Raw genomic sequence first — 22137 nt, 5'->3', positions numbered from 1 at the left:
TATCTGTTTAGTTAATTGATTTTATTAATTAAGGTTGAAATGAAACAAGCCTTCAATTATTTTTTTATTAAAATTTTAAATTCCCAAGGCGCTAAAGTTAGTCCTTCCCCTTCTTCTAGATTTACATTTTCATTCGATTGGTAATCTGAAAAACCGCCAGAAATGGTTAGTTTCACCTCTTGTTTTTCTTTTGAAAGATTTCCTATAAATAAAATTTTATCCTCTCCTTTCTCACGTTCAAAGATTAAAATATTAGGATTTTCAACATCTACCATAGTTAAATTAGCAGCTTCCTTACCTCCATTTAATGCCGGATGCGTATTCTTTAATTGTCCCAATTGCTCTAATAATGTCCATGTGTCTCCTTTGGTTTTTGGAATGGAATCTTTTTCGAAAAACTTTAAACGGTAATCTAAACCATATTCTTGTCCCGAATAAATTAAAGGCATTCCTGGTAACATATAACTTAAAGCTGTCATTATTTCGGAAGCATCGCCCATACGCTCTTTAACGGTTCCGTTCCATGAATTTTCGTCGTGGTTGGTAACAAAATTCATTAAAATATCGTCTGAAGCATATTTGGTTTTATTTGCTTCCAGGTAGTGCTTTAAATCGCTAACGTTTTTCTTTCCCTGAGCTATTTCATTCATAATGTGGTGTCCCTCCCAAGTATAGGCCATATCGAATAAATCGCCTTCTAAAAGTTCAGGTTGCCACGCTTCGGCTAACATAAAAATATCTTTTTGAACACGTAGTTGCGGAATGGCCTGTTCCCAAAAATCGGTTGGCACGTTACTGGCCACATCACATCTAAATCCATCTACACCTTCATCAGCAACCCAATAGCTCATGTCTTCAATCATTTCCCTACGCATTTCAGGATTGTCATAATTTAAGTCGGCCACATCGCCCCAACCCCAGGATTCTCCAGTTTCTGGATTGGTTGGATCTACAATCTCACCTTTTTCATTTTGCGTATAATAATCTGGGTGATCTGTAATCCATACATGATCCCAACCAGTATGATTTGGAACCCAGTCTAAAATAACATAAATACCATTATCGTGAGCTGTTTTAACCAGTTTTCTAAAGTCTTCAATTGTTCCGAACTCTGGATTTATTTTTGTGTAGTCCGAAACTGCATAATAACTCCCAAGCATTTTGGCGCGTTCGGCTTCATCTTCAATTTTATAAGCAAAATCGCCTCCGGTAGCTTTTCTGTTGGTTTCAGAAATTGGAAATATAGGCATAAGCCAAATTATCTTAACGCCCAATTGTTTAATTTGCGGAATATCTTTTGTAAAGGCATTAAATGTTCCTTCTTTTGAGTATTGACGAATATTTGCTTCGTAAATAACCGATGATTCTAAAACGGCATTGTTAATTTCAGGAAGTTTATGTACAATCTTTTCGACAATCTCTGGTGTAATTGGTTCTTTCTTTTCTTTTTTACATGAAATAAAAAGTGCCAGAACTGGTAAAACCCAAATGATATATTTTATTCTTTTCATTACTTTAATTATTTAGTTTCGTGGTTAATAAAGTTATTCCGTTAGGGTTTATTTTTAAGTTATCTTTCCAGATTTGCTGCGTTTTGGTTATTATATTCTGAGCTGTTTTTCCGTTTAAGTTCAGTTCTTCAAATCGGGAAACAGAAAAAATTTCCTTATCCGATTTATTTAAAACAGTAATAACAATTTCATCGTTTAAAACTCTAAACAATACATAAATGCCAGCTTCTGGTGCAAAATGAATGGTCTTTCCGTTATGAATAGCTTCACTTGTTTTTCTATAATTTACTAGGTTTTTAACAAAGTTCTGCATATCCAACTGTTTATCGGACAAGCCTTTCCCTGTAAAGGCATTTATTTTATCGCCATCCCAACCGCCAGGGAAATCGCTGCGTATTAAACCATGATCGCCAGGTTTCTTGGTGTCGTTCATTAAAATTTCGGTGCCATAATAAAATTGCGGTATACGAGGCATGGTAAACACATAACCCAACGCCATCTTAACCTTTTCGGCATCGAGATTTAACTGTGTCGTTACGCGACTCATATCATGATTGTCGGTGAATGCCAAAAGATCTTTCGGAGATGCGTAATAAAAATCGTTTGCGAGACCTTCATATATTTTTATGAGGCCTGTATCCCAACCTTCGTCTTCATTTAATGCTGAAATTATTTTCCCTTGCATAGGGAAATCCATGGGCGATTTTAAATTGGAATCGTAACCGTCGCGGTTATTAGCGCCCTCCTGCCAATACCCTATAATTAAGGGATTGTAACTCCACTCTTCACCAACAATTGAAAAATTTGGGTACTCATCCATAATACTTCCTGCCCAATGACTCATAAAATCCTTATCGGAATACGGATAGGTATCTTGACGAATACCACCTAAACCAGCTGTTTCAACCCACCAAATGCTATTCTGAATAATATATTTAGCCATAAACGGATTTTTTTGGTTTAAGTCGGGCATAGACGGCACAAACCAACCATCGCTCATGGCTTTTTTGTCGCTGGCAGAAGCATACGGATCCTGATTGCTACTTCTTCTATGATTAGAATTTTGAAGATTTTCATGATTAACAAAAGTTTCCTGCTGGTTTACCCAATCTTTAAACGGTAAATCTTTCATCCACCAATGCTCAGACCCACAATGATTCGCCACCATATCCATAATTAACTTAATACCTTTTTTACGAGCTTCTTCACTCAACTCCAGATAATCCTCCATAGTTCCAAAACGTGGATCGATTTCATAAAAATTGGTCATCGCATAACCATGATACGAACTGCTTGGCATATCGTTAGTTAGCAAAGGACAAGGCCAAATGGCGGTAAACCCCATATGCTCGATATAATCTAAATGATTGGTTATTCCCTTAATATCGCCACCATGTCGCGCATAATTATCTTTCCTGTTAATCCCTTTCTCTAATAAGTTTGGATGAATATCGTTTGAAGGATTTCCATTGGAAAAACGATCGGGGGTTATAAGATAAATAGCATCAGAGCTATCAAAACCAATATAATCTTCCGATGGTTTAAGTCGCGGCTTTAATTGATAAGTCTGAATAATAGTTTCGTTATTGTCAAACTTAAAAACGATATTAAATGTTCCGGGCTTAGCTGTTCTATCAATATGTAAATCAATAAATAAATAATTAGGACTATCGGCTTTATGAACTGCCTTAATACTAACGCCTTCATAATTAATTTCGGGCGTAGCCATGGCTATATCAGGGTTTTTAACTAATAATTGTAATTCCTGATTTTTAAAACCTACCCACCAGTTTAAAGGTTCAATGCGTTCCAAATCGTTATAATATTTAACATCCTTATTGTAAGATACCACTTCTTTTTGCGTTTTAAAATCCCGGCATGCCACAATTAACAGAATCGTAAAAAGCATAAATACCTTTTGAATAAAGCCCTGTATTTTAATATTATCCTGATACATTCTCAATGTTATTAGGTTCTATAACCTGCAAGTTATCATCAACCAATAATTCCATTGATTCATTTCCCTCTAACTCAAACTTCGTTTCGTCGTGACTCACATTAACTTTTAAAATTTGATTTCTGAAGTTTATTTTAAATGAATACCCCTCCCACTGTTTCGGGATTTTAGGTGTAAATGATAACATACTATTTTTAATACGCATACCACCAAAGCCTTCTACAATACTCATCCAGGTACCTGCCATAGAGGTTATGTGTAACCCTTCGTGTACTTCTTTGTTGTAGTCGTCCAAATCTAAACGCGAGGTTCTTAGATAAAAGGTATATGCCTGTTCCATACGGTCTAATTTTGCAGCCTGAATGCTATGCACACAAGGCGACAAAGAACTTTCGTGTACGGTAAACGGTTCGTAAAAGTCGAAATGTTTCTCTAATTGTTCTTTCGAGAAGTCATCTTCAAAAAAGTAAAACCCCTGTAGAACATCGGCTTGTTTAATGTATGGCGATCGCAAAATACGGTCCCAGCTCCATTTTTGATTTATAGGCCGCTGCGCTTGGTCTAAATCGGCCACAGTAACCAGTTCTTTGTCTAAAAACCCATCTTGTTGAAGATAAACATCATGCTTTTCAGAATATGGAAAATACATGTTATCAGCTACCTCTTTCCACGAATTCAACTCTGATTCAGAAAGACTTGTTTTTGTCATGATTCTAATAAAATCAGTATAATATTCAGCTTCAACTTTTTTAATATTTTCAATAGCATACTTAATACACCATTTCGCTAAATAATTGGTGTACCAATTATTGTTTACATTATTTTCATATTCGTTTGGTCCAGTAACGCCGAGAATAACATATTTATTTTTATCAGTTGAAAATGTGGCGCGTTGTTGCCAGAAACGAGCAATACCAATAAGCACTTCCAATCCTTTTTCAGGAATATAACTATAGTCGTTGGTGTAACGGTAATAATTGTAAATAGCAAAGGCAATGGCTCCGTTACGGTGAATTTCTTCAAAAGTAATTTCCCATTCATTATGACATTCTTCGCCATTCATAGTTACCATAGGGTATAAAGCTGCTCCATTTGTAAAGCCTAATTTATTGGCATTTTCAATAGCTCGCTCTAAATGATTGTAACGGTATTCTAATAAACTTCTGGCAACATTTTGATTTTTAGTAGCCATGTAAAACGGAATGCAATATGCCTCTGTATCCCAGTAGGTACTTCCGCCGTACTTTTCACCGGTAAACCCCTTAGGCCCAATATTTAATCTGGAGTCCTTACCTAAATAGGTTTGATTTAACTGAAAAATATTAAAACGAATACCTTGCTGCGCCTTTACATCGCCATGGATTGTAATATCGGCCATATCCCAAATATTAGCCCAGGCTTGAACTTGCATTTTTAATAACCCTGAAAACCCAAGAGTTTCGGCTTTACCCAAAACCGATTTTGAAGCTTCCACAAGTTTTGTTTTGTCGTAATTACGATCAACAATGTATCCTCCAAACTTTTCAATGGCAAACCGTTCTCCAGCTTTTAAGTTTTTTGAATAGCTGTAAGCTATAAAATTGTCCTTTTTAAGAATGTCTGGACTTATATTAATTGCATTACCATTTACAAAAACCTGAGATTGCATAAACGTACAAGTATGAAATTCGGTTTTCATGGTTTTAGCTTCAATAAAGGCTTGATTACCTTCATTGGAAACCTTTAGAACATCCCAGAATTTATCGTCCCAATTGGTATCTTCGTTAGTAATTCCAGCATCTAAATACGGCTTAAACGTTATGGAAGCATCGCTGTTAATTGGTGTTACTTCATAATGAATAGCACCAACTTCGTCTAATTCCAAACATAAAAAACGCTTGGCTTTCACCTGTATCTCTATATTATTTTGCAGGGTTGCTTTAAAGCTTCTGGATAACCACCCCTCTTTCATATTGAGTTCTCTACGAAAATCTTTAACAGCTTTGCAGGTAAACAAATCTAGAGTTTCGTTATTAATGGATACGTTTATACCAATCCAATTGGGTGCGTTTAAAACCTTAGCAAAATATTCGGGATACCCGTTTTTCCACCAACCAACACGGGTTTTATCGGGGTAATAAACCCCAGCAATATAACTCCCTTGAAAAGTTGGACCAGAATAGGTTTCTTCAAAATTAGCACGTTGCCCCATAGCACCGTTACCAATACTAAAAAGGCTCTCTGAAGACTTTACTCGACTGGTATCAAAGCCTTCTTCTATAATCGACCAATTATCTGGTTTTATATAATCTTGATTCATTTTTCGTTGTGCAACTACTATCTAACTGAAATTAAAAGGTTGATAACAGTCTAATTTTTAAGGTTAATTAGTTTGTCTATAAATTCTAAAGACATCTCTGAAAAATCTTTAAACACGTAATCGGCTTCAGCTAAAATACTGGCGTCTCCAATTCCAATGCTTACCATATTCGCTATATTAGCGGCTTGTATTCCAGCCAGCGAATCTTCAAATACAATACAATGTTCAGGTTGAACATTAATTTGCTTAGCAGCATTTAAAAACACCTCTGGATTGGGTTTAGCATTTGTTACTTGATTACCATCAACAATGGCATCGAAATAATGTGTCAGTTTTACCTTTTCAAGTATTTGCACCGCATTTTTACTCGCTGATCCTAAAGCTATTTTCTGTTTTTTAGTCTTTAAATAGTTTAAAACTTTAGAGACATCGGGCAGAATTTCATTGTCATCCATAGTCGCAATAAAATCCAAATACTGTTCATTTTTTTCTTTCATCAAAGCAGTAAACGTCTCATTTGAAATTGTTTTTTGCCCCCATTCAAGAATCTTATTTAAAGAATCTGCTCTACTCACGCCTTTAAGTTGTTCGTTTTGTTCCAACGAAAACTCAATCCCTATTTTGTCGGCTAATTGTTTCCATGCCTGATAATGATACTTTGCAGTATCAACTATGACCCCATCGAGGTCAAAAATAAACCCACTCATTATGATGTTTGTTTTTTTAAGATTTTACAACGTCGTCGACGTCTTTTACTTTAAATACTAGTGTAGCGGCAATTAAGAAACTAAAACCACTTACCATAAGTGCGATAACAGCCTGGTCGTTGTAAAGATATTTTACTAACGGCCCACCAATTAGTGCATTAATAATTTGTGGAATGACAATGAAAAAGTTGAAGATTCCCATATACACACCCATTTTTTTGGGTGAAATGGATCCAGCCAATATAGCATATGGCATAGCCAAAATACTAGCCCATGCAATACCTACTCCTATCATAGAAAGAATCAGCCAATTTTTATCTGGCATAATGTAAATCGATAACAAGCCTAAACCTCCAATAATTAAAGACAAGGCATGAGTTCGTTTTCTCCCTAACTTATTTGCGATAATCGGTAGTGCAAATGCATATAATGCCGAAACAAGATTATAAACTCCAAACAAAATACCAACCCAATCTCCTGCATCCTGATAGGAAACACTACTACTATCACTTACAGGTAGATTATATATGTGTTGCGCTATGGCTGGTACAGCAAATACCCACATGCCAAATAAGCCGAACCATGAAAAAAACTGCACCCAGCTTAGCTGGCGCATTGTTGTAGGCATTTTTTTAAAATCTTCCAGAATTGTTTTTAATCCTGTTGTTTCAGAAGCTTCTTGTTCTTCTAATTCGAAATTTGATTGCTCTTCTTGAAATTGCAATAACTCTTCTGGAGTGTATTCTTTTGTCGTAATTACAGTTACCAGAATTGAGAGTACTAAAACAATCGCTCCAATTATAAAAGATAAAATTAAGTTTAACGGAACTTCTCCCGCTACCGTTGCATTCGATACTCCAAACCAGTTGGTTAAAGTATAAGGTAACCATGACCCTATTACGGCACCGAAACCAATTAAAGCCGTTTGCACACTGAATCCTAAAGTACGTTGGTCTGTTCTTAAATTATCACCAACCAAAGCACGAAAGGGCTCCATGGCAATATTAAAAGAAGCATCCATTAACATTAAAAATCCAGCACCTACCCAGATGGCAGGCAAAAAGGCAATAAAAATATCGGCTTGAGGCATTAACACAAGTCCCACCGAAGCCAATATAGCACCGGCTAAAAAGAATGGTTTCCGTCTACCGAATCGCCCCCAGGTTTTATCGCTGTAATATCCAACAATTGGCTGAACAATAAGCCCCATGATTGGTGCTATAATCCAAAACCAGGATAGCTGATGTACATCGGCTCCAAAAATCTGAAGTATTCTACTTGCATTGGCATTTTGAAGGGCGAACCCCATTTGAATTCCTAAAAAACCGAAACTCATGTTCCAGATTTGAAGAAAACTTAACTTACGCTTTTCCATCGAAATAGTATTAATTGATACTACTGATAAGCATAAAACTTATCAAAACTTATTAAGTGAGAAGTGAAAATATAAGTTTTGATTCTGCTTCAAAGATATAGAAAAGAATTTTAAAATTCCTAATAAATTTTTATTTAGTGGATTCTCTCTCAATAATTTCGGTTTCAATAACCACGGTTTCAAAGGTCTGTTTCTTAGGCTTTTCGTTATGATTCGATTCCGTTTCATCGTCGTTTAATTCTAACCGATCAATTAGTAAATCGGCTGCCTTTTCACCTATTTTTTGACCATGTTGACTAACAATAGTTAAACTTGGCGAAGCATGTTTTGACAAAACGCCATCGGTAAAACCGATAACCTGAATATCACATGGTATATCATATCCTAACTTCTTGGCAACCTTCATGGCTGTTACCGCATAAAGCTCATTAACAGCAAAAATACTGTCTATTTCAGGGTTCTTTTTAAAAAATTGTTCTATCTCTGTTTCAAGAATATCCAAGTTATCTTCTAAAGCCCCCATGTCATCAAGTTTCAAAATCAAATTAGGTTCTGCATACATTTGCGATTCTTCAAGTGCTCGTAAATAACCTTGGGTACGCAGGCGCCCAACACTTACGTAATCCATAGTAGTGATAAGTCCAATGTGTTTACAGCCATTAGCTATTAATTTTTTTACCGCTTTAACAGATCCAGAAAAATCGTCAACAATTACTTTATCGCACTCTACTTCATTTACGACACGATCAAACATAACTATTGGGATGCCTTGATTTATGGTTTCATTAAAATGATGATAATCCTGTTGAAGCAGTGTTTCTTTTGAAATAGATAATACAAACCCATCGATACTACCATTAGCAAGCATTTCCATATTTAATACTTCTTTACTAAATGACTCGTTAGACAACCCTACAATAACATTATAGCCGCGTTGATTTGCGACAATCTCAATACCCCTAATAATTGTCGAGAAGAAGTGATGTACAATTTCGGGAATAAGCACCCCAATGGTTTTCGTCTTCTTATTTTTCAAACTAAGTGCAATATTGTTGGGCTTGTAGTTTAAAAATTTAGCATAAGCCTGAATTCGACGTCGCGTATCTTCACCAATTTCTTTACTATCGGCCAAAGCTCTTGAAACCGTAGATACAGATACATCTAATTCTCTTGCTATTTGTTTTAAAGTTACTTTTTTCTTCATTTTTAAGGATACTACTGACTAATCGCGAAAACAAATCGTTATGCTAACGACAAACCCAATATAGCTAATTTAGTATGTTTCTTCAACATAAACTAACTTTTAAATTGTAAGAATAATATTTACTGTAAGTTTTTTCTTATTATTTAATTGAGCGCAAACGTTTCCGTTAAAATTTTTGTAAAAGTTATTAACACGGAAACGTTTGCGTTACGAATTTCATAATAATACCATAGTTACAATTACTACATTAGCAATAATTCATGGTGAGAAGTGAAGATATACTAAACTAAAACTAAGACATTAACAAAAGAACTGTATGAAGACAATTATTAATGGCGTACTGTTTTTACTATTTCTTGTGCCCTCAACTTTTTTGGCCCAAACCATAGTTAAAGGAACAGTAACAGAACAATCTACATCTTTGCCATTGCCCGGTGTAAATATTCTCGTTAAGGGAACCACCAATGGAACAGCTACCGATTTTGACGGAGAATTTCAAATTCAGGCGAATAAAGGCGATGTACTCACATTTACATTCATTGGTTATCAATCGCAGGAAATCATCTACAATGGTCAAACGGTGCTAAACATAATTATGGCAGAAGATGCTGCAAGTTTAGATGAAGTGGTTATAATAGGATACGGGAGCGTAAAAAAAGAAGACCTAACAGGTTCGGTTGAAGTTATCTCTTCGGATGATTTTAATCAAGGGGCGGTAGTATCTCCCGATCAATTATTGCAAGGAAAAGCCGCAGGAGTTAGAATTACAAGCGCTGGCGGACAGCCCGATGCTGCTCCCAATATTAGAATACGTGGTGGCTCATCACTTTCTGGTAACAACTCTCCTTTAATTGTTATCGATGGCGTACCCCTTGACAATGGTGGTATAGCAGGAGTTGGCAATCCTTTAAGCTTGGTTAACCCAAATGATATTGAAAGTTTCAGTGTTTTAAAAGATGCATCGGCTACAGCTATCTATGGATCGAGAGCTTCTAACGGGGTTATTATTATAACCACTAAAAAAGGGACTTCTGGTGATGCTAAATTTAACTTTTCGGCAAGAACATCTTTAAGTAACGTGACTTCTAAACAAGAAATCGATGTTATGGATGGTAACACTTTTGTTCGATTTGTTAAAATGTATTATCCAGACAATCTGGATTTATTAGGCGTACCTGCAGGAAGCGTTTCAACTACGCAACCAGTAGCTCAAGTAATAAGTACTCCACAAGGCGACAGGGAAATTTATAATTCAAACTGGCAGGACGCTATTTACAGAACGGCTGTAACTAAAGATTATAACTTTGGTGTAAGAGCCAACTTATTTCAGTCTATTCCTTTTAGAGCTTCTGTTGGTTACAATAATACCGAAGGAGTTGTTCGAACTAACGATTACGAAAGAATTACAGCTTCATTACGTTTATCACCTAAATTTTTTGATGATCATCTTAAAGTAGATATTAACGCCAAAGGAACTTCGGTTGAAAAAAATTCGGTTGATGATGGTGGAGCCATAGGTGGTGCTGTTTCTATGGATCCTACAAAACCAATTTATGACGACAACTCTATTTTTGGCGGATATTACCAACAACTATTTGCTCCAGATTCAAATAATCCTAATGCAAAGGCTGGAGCCAGTAATCCGTTAGCGGTTTTAGAACAACGCACACGACCTGAAAATGTAAAGCGATTACTTGGTAATGTGGAGTTAGACTATAAGTTTCATTTCTTACCTGAGCTGCGAGCCGTAGTAAATTTGGGCTTAGAAGCATCGAGAGCCAAAATTGAAGAACGTTATAAAGAAAACGCAATTAATAGCTACGCTTTGGTAGCCAGTGCCGATCCTAACAATAACCCTATACCAGCAGGAACCTATATATTCCAACCAGGGTTGAGCTATGCCGAAAGACAACATATTACTAACACTACTATGGAATCTTACCTTGCTTATCGCAAAGAATTTGACGAAAAGTTTATAAATAATTTCGATATCCAGGCGGGTTACTCCTATCAGAATTTTAAAAACGATGGTAATAAAGATGAATTTTATGCAGACCCTGCTTATAATGAAGATGATAAGCCTTTCGACTTAGACAGCGATGGTATTACCGGAGATCGTGTTCCAAACATCGATGCTAACAACATAAATAATCGATTTTACAATAGGTTAAACCTACAATCTTATTTCGCAAGAGCCAATGTCAATCTTGCGAATAAATACTTATTAACAGCATCGTTTAGAGCGGATGGTTCTTCTTTCTTTACTCCTGAAAATCGTTGGGGTTACTTTCCATCAGCTGCACTGGCATGGAAACTAAAAGAAGAAAACTTTCTTAAAGATGTTAATTTCATTAACGACATTAAAATTCGCTTAGGTTGGGGTGAAACCGGACAGCAAGATATTTCTGGACAGGTAGGTTTTTATCCAGCAATTCCACTTTTCGAAGTGGGGTCACCTGAAAGTCAGTACATTTCTGGTGTAAACGTATACAATGCAAAAGAATTTAATCCAGATTTAACCTGGGAAAAAACAACAACTTACAATGCTGGAATCGATTTCGATTTCTTTAACCGAGGGGTACTTTCAGGTTCTTTCGATATTTACCAACGTGAAACAACCGACTTATTGGTACTTACTAACGTGCCTCCGGGACAAGCCCTTAGCGACCGTGTTATTCAAAACGTAGGTTCTACCGAAAGCAAAGGTTTCGAACTAAATCTTAATTTAAGTCCTATACAAAACGACCACGGTAACTTATCTTTTAACGGTAACTTATCATACAATTATACCGAAGTAACCGATTTAAAAGGTGTAGAGCAAATAAATGCTCCAGACGGTGGTTTAGCTTTTGGTACAGGAAACGAATTGTTAAGACATGCTGTTGGGCAACAAGCTGGTTCGGCATGGGTATTTAAACAAGTATATGACCAAAGCGGAAACCCTATTTTAGGTTCGTTTGTAGACCTTAACGACGACGGAAAAATTACCGAGGATGATCGCTACTACAAAGCCATTCAACCTAACTGGACATTTGGTTTTGGATTTAATTTCGATTACAATAACTGGAATTTAACAGCCAGCTTTAGAGGTCAATTAGATGGTTATGTGTATAACTCAAGACGCTTAACACATGGCGAAATTCAAAATGTAAAATCTCAAGATGACACATTCTTTAATAACGCATTAAATTTCTTCAATGGCTCGGCTAACCCAGTGTTTACAGATATTCAGGATCCTATCCAGTATTCCGATTACTTTCTTGAAGGCTCATCATTCTTAAGATGTGAAAACATTGTGCTTGGCCACACCCTAAATAATGTTATAAAAAATGCTTCACTTAAAATTTATGGCGCTGTAAATAATCCATTCCTGATTACAAATTATTCCGGACAAGATCCTGAAAACTTTAAAGGAATTGACGACAATTTTTACCCGAGACCAACCGTGTACAACTTAGGTGTGAATATTGACTTTTAAAATTTAAAACAATGAAAAATAATATAATAAAAATACTAGTCGGTTTTGTCTTTATCGGTACACTAAATATTAATTGTACAAGCGATTTAGACCCAGATCCGCTAATTGAACTATCGCTTGATGAGCTTTTAGCTCGCGACCCACAAGCTGTTGAGGGGATTTTATCCAGACTTTATGGTTCTTTTGCTTTATCAAGTGCCGAAGGTCCTGACAAATCGGACATTAGTGATAATGCCGGAGAATCACCTTTCTTAAGAGGTATTGTAAACTTACAGGATTTTGCAGCCGATGGCATGAAAAACCGTTGGGGCGATAATGGTTTAGACCAACTTACAACAACCAGTAATTGGACACCAGAAAATAAATTCTTTAGATATTTATATAATAGAATTTTCTTTACCATTCCTCAATGCAACAACCTGTTGTCCATTTTACCAAATGTAGATGTTGAAAACAAAGAGGTTATCACTTCTGAAGTAAGATTTATTCGAGCATTAGCTTACTATTATTTAATTGATGTTTTTGGTAAAGGTGTATTAGCTACCGAAGAAAATTATGGACAATCTGAACCTTTAGATGAAGTTTCTCGTGATGTATTATTCGATTATGTAGAAGCGGAATTATTAGATATTGAACCGCTCCTGCTAGATACCAACACCTACGGTAGAGCAACCAAAAGTGCGGCTCAAATGTTACTTAGTAAACTATATTTAAACGCTGAAGTTTATACAGGTAACGCAAAATATACTGAAGCCGCAGTTTATATTAATAAAGTAATCAACGAAGGCCCTTATGAATTGGCAACAGATTATGTAAGCTTATTTTCTGCTGATAACAATTCATCTAAAGAAATTATTTTTCCTTTAATTGCCGATTCACAGGTAAGTCAAAGTTATGGAAACACTACCTATATCATTAATGGCAACTTAAGTGCTGATACCATGCCTCTTGCCGAGTTTGGTGCAGCAGAAGGTTGGACGGGTCACCGCGCTACAAAAGCATGGTACGGTTTATATGGTGATTTAGCTACTTCAAATGATGACAGAGCGAAATTGTTCTGGACCGAAGGTCATAATTATGACATGGAAGACTATAAAGAATGGACAGACGGATACCCTTCCATAAAATTCAGAAATACCAATTTCAATTCTGCATCTGTAGCTACAAGTTTTTCTAGCACCGATTTCCCATTATTCAGATTAGCAGATGCTTATTTAATGTATGCCGAATGTGCTTTAAGAGGTGCAGCAAATACCGACATGGGAAGCGCTTTAAAATATGTAAATGATGTTAGAAAACGATCGCATGCCAATACCATTGGTCAGACCGATTTAACTCTAGACTTTATAATAGATGAAAGAGGAAGAGAATTAAACCTAGAAGGACATCGACGCACCGATTTAATTCGCTTTGGAATGTTTACAGGAAGCACCTATATATGGCCTTGGAAAGGTGGTGTAAAAAATGGAACCTCAATTCCTTCAACTTACAACGTTTACCCTATTCCTTCATCTGCCTTACAAGCCAACCCAAACTTAACTCAAAATAAAGGTTATTAAAAAACTAAACTAATTATTATGAAACTTATAAAATTTTTATCGCTTTTAATTATAGCTGTTATAAGCTTTACTTCTTGCGACCAAGAAGACGATTTAGTATTTGTTGCTAAAGTGCCTGAAGAAGGTATTAGCTTTTCCAATGTTTTTCTTGAAGAATATACATTAACCGCAGCAGCTTCTAAAAACATCGGTGAACGTTTTACCTGGGAAGATGCCTACTTCGGCGTTCCTACAAACGTAGAATATGAACTTCAGCATTCTATTATTGGCGATTTTACTGATGTTGAAACTGTAAGCTCAACAGATGGTAACGAATTATCTATCACTATTGGCGATATGCTAAAATTTGCTGCCAATGCCGGACTTGATAACGATCCAAATAGCGAAAACCCAAATACCGGAAACTTATACTTTAGGCTAATGGCTTCACCCGGTACAGATGGAGGATTACCTGTTTTTACCGAAACACAAACTTTAAGCGTAGTACTTCCAGAAGCCGTTGAAAGTGGTGCAGGATTCGAAGTTGCAAGTTGGGGTGTTGTTGGTTCTGGTTATAATAATTGGGGTGCCTTTGCTGACGCTAAATTTTATACAACAGCAACTGAAGGTGTCATTGTTTCTTACGTTAATTTAATTGACGGCGATATCAAATTCCGTGAAAACAACGAATGGGGTGGCGACTTAGGTGACGCCAATGGCGATGGAATTTTAGATGCAGATCCGGAAAATAATATTGCGGTTACTGCGGGTGACTACAAAATTACCATTGACACGAATGACAATTCATATACAATCGAAGAATTTTCATGGGGAATTGTTGGCTCTGGTTATAACGATTGGGGCAACGGTGGTCCAGATGCTAAATTATATTACGATTACACAACCGATACGTTTAAAGCTAGTGTAATGTTCGTAGATGGAGATATTAAATTCAGAATGAATAACGCATGGGGTGGTGATTTAGGTGATGCCAACGGCGACGGCATTTTAGATGCAGACCCTGAAAATAATATAGCTGTTACCGCAGGACACTATTTTGTAACTGTAGATTTAAAAGACAAATCATACAGTATTGAAGAAGCTACTGTTTGGGGTGCCGTTGGCTCTGGATATAACAACTGGGGTGAAACACCTGATGCTGCATTAACGGAAATCCAACCAGGTATTTGGTATGCTGAAAATGTAAATTTAATTGATGGTGACATTAAATTCAGACCAAATAACGAATGGAACGGAGACTATGGCGACGCTAATGAAGATAATATACTTGATCAGGATCCTGAAAACAACATCGCTGTTACAGCTGGTAACTACGTTATAAGTATAGACTTTAATGATGTTGACGGACCAAGATATTACCTAGGAAAACGATAATATTTTTAACGACTAACTCAAATTTCTTATGTAATTACAAAAAGGGCGTGTTGTTAATCAATACAGCCCTTTTTTGTTTTAATGACTAAAAAAAATGAAAAACATACAATTACTCCTCTTACTACTGCTTTGTACAATTAGCTATGGACAAAAACAAGATGTAAGTTATTCAATATCTCCTTCCCCTTTTAATGAAGACGATAGCATAACCATAACTTTTGATGGGGCCTCTATAGATGAAGCCACATGGGGGGTTAACAACAACGCCTTATACTTGTGGTCGTGGTCTTATGATACTAATCTTGCTAATCAACAGGATTGCCCAACGAATGGAAGCTGGACCGACTCTAACGAAGCAAACCGGTTATCTTATAATGCATCAGCCGATGAATACAATATTACATTTACGCCCACAACATTCTATAACAGAACGGGCATTGGACAAATAGGGTTCCTCATAAAAGCTAAAGATGGTTCTGGCGATAAACAGTCTAATGACTATTTAGAGTCTGTTGGCACGTTTTTGGTAACACTTTCTGCGCCTACCAACAATACTACTATTTTAAACTCTGGTGATAACCTCAATATATCGGCTACCAATACGGGCGGTAATGCTGATTATGTTTTAAAAGCCAATGGTAACATTATTAATTCACAAAATACAATAGCATCATATACTTTCAACGATGCAAATATTACAGAAAACAAAAATTACAGTTTAGAAGTCACCTTTTCGGGAGAAACCAAAATCATCACTTTTTCAGTGATTATTGATCCAGGGGCGCTTACGGGGTTCATGCCTGAAAATTATGAAGACGGTATCACCTATGATGAAAGCGACCCATCGAAAGCAACTTTAGTGTTATATGCACCTTACAAAGATTTTGTTTATGTGGCTGGTAGTTTTAATAACTGGCAGCCTGACTCCAATTACGCAATGAAAAGAGACCCGTCACGTAATGGCAAATTCTGGATTACCTTAACAGGTTTAACTTCTAAACAAATTGAAACGTATCAATATTGGGCTGTAGATAAAACACCTTTAGCAAATTCCCCTACACTTGTTAAAACTGCGGATCCTTACTCGACATTAGTTTTATCTCCTTTTGACGATCCTTATATACCATCAGAGAGCTATCCGATTCTACCAGCATATCCTGTTGGACAAGAACGTGAAGTTAGTGTTTTACAAACTGGTCAATCCGACTTTAACTGGCAAGTCACCAATTTTACTAAACCTAAAAAAGAAGATCTAGTAATTTATGAGGTGTTGGTTCGTGATTTTGATGCCGACAGAAATTTTCAAGACATTATCGACCGCATCGATTACTTTAAAAATTTAAATATTAATGCCATCGAACTTATGCCTGTTATGGAATTTGAAGGTAACGAAAGTTGGGGCTACAACACCTCATTCCATATGGCCTTAGATAAGTTTTATGGTACTCAAGATAAGTTTAAGGAACTGATTGACATCTGCCACCAAAACGGAATTGCAGTTATTCTTGATTTAGCAATAAATCATGCTTTCGGGCGAAACCCTATGGTTAGATTATGGATGAATGATGCCGATAATGATGGTTGGGGCGAACCTAGTTCTGAGAATCCATACTTTAATCAAACGCCGAAACACACCTATAACGTGGGATCGGATTTTAATCACTCCAACGGATTTACTAATTACTACACAAAACGCGTGGTGAAACATTGGATAGAAGAATTTCACATCGATGGTATTCGCTGGGACTTAACCAAAGGATTTACTCAAAATTGCGAAAATAACGAAGGATGTACCAACGATTATAATGCCGACCGAGTAGCTATTTTAAAAGACTATGCAGATTATAGCTGGAGTTTAGATCCTGATCACTATGTCATTTTTGAACATCTCGGTACCGATTGGGATGCTAACTCCGATGGCAAATCATCAAGAGATGAAGAAACCGAGTGGGCTAACTACAGGATTGATGAAGGTAAAGGCATCATGCTTTGGGGAAAAATGACCGACCCATATAACGAGTTAACTATGGGGTATAGTTCAGATATAAGCGAAATGGGACACAATTCCCGAGGGTATTCTTCACCACGTTTGGTTGGATATGCCGAAAGTCATGATGAAGAACGCTTAATGTACAAAAACCTACTTTATGGAAATAGCAATGCTGATTATGATATCACCAATCTGGAAACAGCCTTATCCAGAATGTCTGCCTTAGGCGCTGTTTCTCTAACGATTCCAGGGCCAAAAATGATTTGGCATTTTGGCGATTTAGGAATGGAAAATTCCATTTTTACATGTAACAGTGGTTCGGTAAACACGCCTGAAGATGCAACTCCGGGTGATTGTAAACTAGACACAAAACCGCAACCGCAATGGACAAATAATTGGTTGAGTGTTTCACAACGAAACCAAATTTATAACGACTGGTCGCGCATTAATAATTTAAAAATTAATGAGCCCGTATTTGAAGGTAATTATACTATTTCTTCAAATAATTTAACGCCAAGAATTTCAATTTATACAGGTAATGAAAACACCTCAGGTACAACTTTAAAAAATGTTATAATCGTTGCTAATTTTGATATCGTAACTCAATCCATTAACCCGAATTTCCCTTATTCCGGAGATTGGTACGATTTGTTAGACAACTCCGTAATAAATGCGGCTACAACAAGCATTCAGTTAAAACCTGGTGAATTTAAAATTTATGGTAACCAGATGAGCACATTATCGGTTTCTGAAAATGAAAACAGACAACATATTCTACTATATCCCAATCCGGCAAATAATACTTTTAAAGTAAACCAAGCCATCGAGAAAGTTGATATTTTTGATATGACGGGTAAACTCGTAAAACAATTTGATGGTGATTATGAAAAAGGAACGACATTCAACATATCAGACTTATCTAAAAATATTTACTTGGTTAAAATAAGTGATGGATTTGGACAATCAAATATATTTAAACTGGTGAAATTATAAGTTTCTATTCTTTTGAATTAAAAAAGGATTCCTGAAACGGAATCCTTTTTTGCATTTAATTATAATATATTGTTGAAAACTATCTTATTTACCCAGGTGCTCATTATAAAACTTCCAGGCTTGGTGTGCCACATCTCTTCCTAATTGAAGACCAGCAACATTATCGGCCTGAATATGGTAACCACCCATAACTCTAGAAATACCAGCCATTTCAGCAGTTTTGGTAAATGTTGGAAACTCTAAAGTTACCTTTTTACCATAAAACGTAGAATCGGTTTCGGTAAGTGACCCTGGAATTAGTTCTACCGACGCACCAAAATGGTCATCGCCAGTAAAAAGTTTTAATGCTTCAGCACAACCGCCGCTTATGGTACTATGTCCTGAGGTGTAACTTGGAAACGGCGGACATAAAAAACTACTCGGCGAGTATGGTCGCCATTGGCTACCATCCATTTTTTGCATGCCTTTTACTGGCCCTGCCCAAGCTTTTATTTCTTTTCCTGTGTAGTATTCATGTACCAAAGCAAAAGGTCTAGCAAAGTCGTAATACATTTTAGAATCCCACGATGCGATAAAGGCATCCATGGCTGTCACTTGATTTAAGAAGTACATTTTTACATCTTCATCTAGAGTGTGCTGATCCCTAATGGACACTTCCTGAGCAAATTTAAACCAGTGTCCTGCTTGCTGCACCGATTGCGGGCCATCACGCATAAATTCTACTAAAGCTTTTTGCTCATCGGTTAAATTTGCTTGTAAGTCAACCACTTCTTTTACTTCTTTAGCCAATTGCTCTGACCCTACCATTGGAGGTGGTCCTGGTCTAAATTGACTTGCAGAATCCATAGCAACAGGTTTTACTAATTGCCAGTAAGGTGTTAAACATCCTGGGGCAAATTTCCCCATTTTAGCATCGGTAAAATATTTTGGTTGCCACCTGTTTATATCAACATTATTATCTGGGTCGTTTACTGGTTTATAACCTGTATAATCAAAATAAGGCTTTCCGTTTGAGCCTTCTTCTTCTCCATACTGATTGGCACCATCATTTTTTCTAGCTTCGATAACAGCTTTCGCAGCAAGATTTCCTACCCCTATTGGCGTGGTCGGATCCATAGACATATCGTTAGGGTCTAAACCTAACTCCTTCATTAAACCTGCATATTCCTTAGCATCTGAATAATAATATTCTAAAAGCGCACGGTATGCTGCATAACTCACTGCTATTTCTTTGTTTTTTAGGGTATGTTCTTCTGAAGGTCTTCTGTCTACATTTGTAGTGTAAACAGGCGTAGCGGTTTCATCATATCTAGACCAGGCATCGAACATAGCCACCGATATAAGTCCTAAATATCGCGAAGTCACTGTTGGGCGAGGTTTAAAACGTTCGGTATCCCAAGCTTGTGCTTGTATGGCCATATGGCCCCATTTATAAGCAATGTTATCTGCTCCTCGAGGTTCCATACTAACCTCTTCTTGTTTTTTTTGTTGTTTACATCCTACTGAAAAAATTATAGTTATTACTAATAATAGTAGGTTTACTCTTTTATTCATAATCTTGTTTAATTTGGTTAATTGCCTGGTTGGCATTGGTTGTTGGTAGTTTACACATATTTTCCTGACATATGTAGATATAGGTTCCGGAATCGGAAAATCTGTTTTCAAATATTGGTATTGGGCTAGCTTCACGACTTGCCACAATTAAAGTGTTTGGCAGGTATGCCTGATTCATTTGGGATAAAATTAATTTAGCCTCCTGACCTACGATAGCAACTTCGTAAGCCACAGTACTTAAATCTAAAAAACCATCAGCCCAACCTGAGTAATAGGGCAAATACTCTAAAACATCTTGTTGTACTGCTGAAAGCATCGTCTTGCTTCTTTTTTTAAAATCTTTATTAAAATAAATATGCCCTAATTGCATAAGGTTTTTTGCCATTATGGTATTTGGGGAAGGTAAAACACCATCATCTAGCTTTATTACTGGTGTTATTAACTCATTACCTGAAGCAAACTGATACAATCCTTTTTCTTCGTCATAGAAAAGCGTATCGGTACGCTCTAACCATAACTTGGCTTCATTAAGATATGCTTCATTGGCTGTTGCTTTATAAATTTGGATTAAAAACTCGATATAAAAAGCATAGTCTTCTAAAAAGCCTTTTTCTCCAGATTGATCCGAAATGTAGGAATGATATAAGCGACCTTCTTTAATCAAATGTTTTTGTAAAAAATCATATATTCCATAGGCTCTATCGAGAAATGTTTTATCCTGAAAAGCCATATAAGCTTCAATATAACCACTTCCTAATAGGGCATTCCAAGAACAAATTATCTTTTTATCTGTTAAGGGCTTAACGCGCTTTTCACGCGCTTTCAACAAAGCGTTTTTCCAGTCTTCTTTATACGTTTGAAGGGTCTTTAATGAAACCTTTAGTTGTTCTGCAATAGTAGTATCAGAAACTATGGGTTGTAAAACAAAACCTTGATACTCCAATTGAATCTTTTGCGGGTTATACACCAAATTAAACGTATCGGTAGTGTTCCCTAAAATCTCCTGTAACTCGTTGGCTTTCCACAAGTAATATTTACCTTCTTCACCTTGGCTATCGGCATCGATAGCAGCGTAATACCCACCTTGCCCACTAAACATATTGTTTTGTAAAAACGAAAAGGTTTCGTAAACTATCTTTTTATAATCAGGGTTTTTACTGGCCTTGTAAGCATTGGCATAAAGCGCTATGAGTTGTGCATTGTCGTATAGCATTTTTTCAAAATGAGGCACCTGCCATTTCGAATCTGTGGTATAGCGAAAAAACCCGCCTTCAAGATGATCGTAAACCCCACCAAGAGCCATTTTATTTAAAGTTTTTACAACATGAGCGTATGTATCGTCATCTGAAAACATTACAGCATATTTTAATAAAAACTGTAAACGCACTGGCAGCATAAATTTTTCGTTTGCCTTGTCGCCACCCCACTCGGTATCCCAATTCGTTTTCCAGGCTGCTAAGGCTTGATTCAAATTTTCGATACTAAAATTAACATCTGCTTCGGTATCAACTATTGGTGTCAAGGCTTGTAAACCTTCTTCAACCTGTTTGGCATATTCGTAAAGCTTATCGGGCTCTGATTTAAAATAGGCCTGAAACTTTTTCAGAAGCGCCATCCATTGCTCTTTTTCCATATACGTGGCAATGAATACCGGCCGACCATCAGGAAGAGCGATAACATTTAATGGCCAACCTGCAGCACCATTCATCATTTGTGCGGCAGTCATATACACATGATCAACATCGGGACGTTCTTCTCTATCAACTTTAATATTTATAAAATCCTGGTTCATTACTTGGGCTACAGTATCATTTTGAAAGCTTTCTTCTTCCATAACATGGCACCAATGACATGTTGAATACCCTATACTTATTACCAGCAATTTGTTTTCAGCTTTAGCTAATGCAAGCGCATCGTCTCCCCAAGCATTCCAATTCACCGGATTATGAGCATGTTGCAGCAAATAAGGGCTGGTTTCATAAATCAAGTTATTGGTAAATGCTGTTTCTTTTGCATGCCCTTTTTTATTGTCTTTACAAGAAAAAAGCATAAAAGCCAGAAGGATAAAAACCGTTCTTAATAAAATGTTTTTTATGTACAAAAATGTAGGCATACTATGATTTAGAAATTAAATTA

General features: G+C 36.5%; 12 protein-coding genes. 4 read left to right on the top strand and 8 right to left on the bottom strand.

The window, feature by feature from the left end:
• Nucleotides 1-56: 56 nt before the first annotated feature.
• From ICJ83_RS14910 to ICJ83_RS14885, 6 genes are all read right to left on the bottom strand, one after another.
• Nucleotides 57-1511 (bottom strand): alpha-amylase family glycosyl hydrolase, encoded by a 1455-nt coding sequence (locus ICJ83_RS14910; RefSeq protein ID WP_188231204.1) that lies wholly within the window; start codon nt 1509-1511, stop codon nt 57-59.
• A 4-nt stretch (nt 1512-1515) separates the two neighbouring features.
• Nucleotides 1516-3420, bottom strand: coding sequence for a glycoside hydrolase family 13 protein (locus ICJ83_RS14905; RefSeq protein ID WP_188231243.1), 1905 nt, complete (start codon nt 3418-3420; stop codon nt 1516-1518).
• Between the two features lie 34 nt (nt 3421-3454).
• Nucleotides 3455-5767, bottom strand: coding sequence for a glycoside hydrolase family 65 protein (locus ICJ83_RS14900; RefSeq protein ID WP_188231203.1), 2313 nt, complete (start codon nt 5765-5767; stop codon nt 3455-3457).
• Between the two features lie 50 nt (nt 5768-5817).
• Nucleotides 5818-6474, bottom strand: a complete 657-nt coding sequence (pgmB, locus tag ICJ83_RS14895) for a beta-phosphoglucomutase (protein ID WP_223154801.1) — start codon at nt 6472-6474, stop codon at nt 5818-5820.
• 16 nt (nt 6475-6490) lie between these two features.
• Nucleotides 6491-7849, bottom strand: a complete 1359-nt coding sequence (locus tag ICJ83_RS14890) for an MFS transporter (protein WP_188231202.1) — start codon at nt 7847-7849, stop codon at nt 6491-6493.
• A 130-nt stretch (nt 7850-7979) separates the two neighbouring features.
• Nucleotides 7980-9053 carry a LacI family DNA-binding transcriptional regulator gene (locus tag ICJ83_RS14885; protein WP_188231201.1) on the bottom strand — a complete coding sequence of 358 codons (1074 nt, stop codon included), beginning with the start codon at nt 9051-9053 and terminating at the stop codon, nt 7980-7982.
• Between the two features lie 316 nt (nt 9054-9369).
• On the opposite strand from ICJ83_RS14885, the gene ICJ83_RS14880 reads away from it, so the two are divergent.
• From ICJ83_RS14880 to ICJ83_RS14865, 4 genes are all read left to right on the top strand, one after another.
• Nucleotides 9370-12531, top strand: a complete 3162-nt coding sequence (locus tag ICJ83_RS14880; RefSeq protein WP_188231200.1) for a SusC/RagA family TonB-linked outer membrane protein — start codon at nt 9370-9372, stop codon at nt 12529-12531.
• Nucleotides 12532-12542: 11 nt separating this feature from the next.
• Nucleotides 12543-14090: a RagB/SusD family nutrient uptake outer membrane protein gene (locus ICJ83_RS14875; RefSeq protein WP_188231199.1), complete on the top strand. Its 1548-nt coding sequence runs from the start codon at nt 12543-12545 to the stop codon at nt 14088-14090.
• 18 nt (nt 14091-14108) lie between these two features.
• A complete protein-coding gene (locus ICJ83_RS14870) occupies nt 14109-15464 on the top strand; it encodes a SusE domain-containing protein (protein WP_188231198.1) in 1356 nt (451 codons plus the stop codon).
• A 94-nt stretch (nt 15465-15558) separates the two neighbouring features.
• Complete coding sequence (locus ICJ83_RS14865) at nt 15559-18447, top strand: alpha-amylase family glycosyl hydrolase (protein ID WP_188231197.1); 2889 nt, start codon at nt 15559-15561, stop codon at nt 18445-18447.
• A gap of 84 nt (nt 18448-18531) precedes the next feature.
• Here ICJ83_RS14865 and ICJ83_RS14860 read toward each other — a convergent pair whose 3' ends face one another.
• Together ICJ83_RS14860 and ICJ83_RS14855 are read right to left on the bottom strand one after the other, a co-directional pair.
• Nucleotides 18532-20001: a vanadium-dependent haloperoxidase gene (locus ICJ83_RS14860; protein WP_188231196.1), complete on the bottom strand. Its 1470-nt coding sequence runs from the start codon at nt 19999-20001 to the stop codon at nt 18532-18534.
• A complete protein-coding gene (locus ICJ83_RS14855) occupies nt 19994-22114 on the bottom strand; it encodes a thioredoxin domain-containing protein (protein WP_188231195.1) in 2121 nt (706 codons plus the stop codon). The genes ICJ83_RS14860 and ICJ83_RS14855 overlap by 8 nt, the downstream gene beginning before the upstream one ends.
• Nucleotides 22115-22137 lie beyond the last annotated feature (23 nt).

Source organism: Aestuariibaculum sediminum (assembly GCF_014596945.1).
Lineage (GTDB): Bacteria > Bacteroidota > Bacteroidia > Flavobacteriales > Flavobacteriaceae > Aestuariibaculum > Aestuariibaculum sediminum.
Note: the sequence above shows the minus strand (reverse complement) of the source record. Positions and strands in the feature narration are given on the sequence as shown.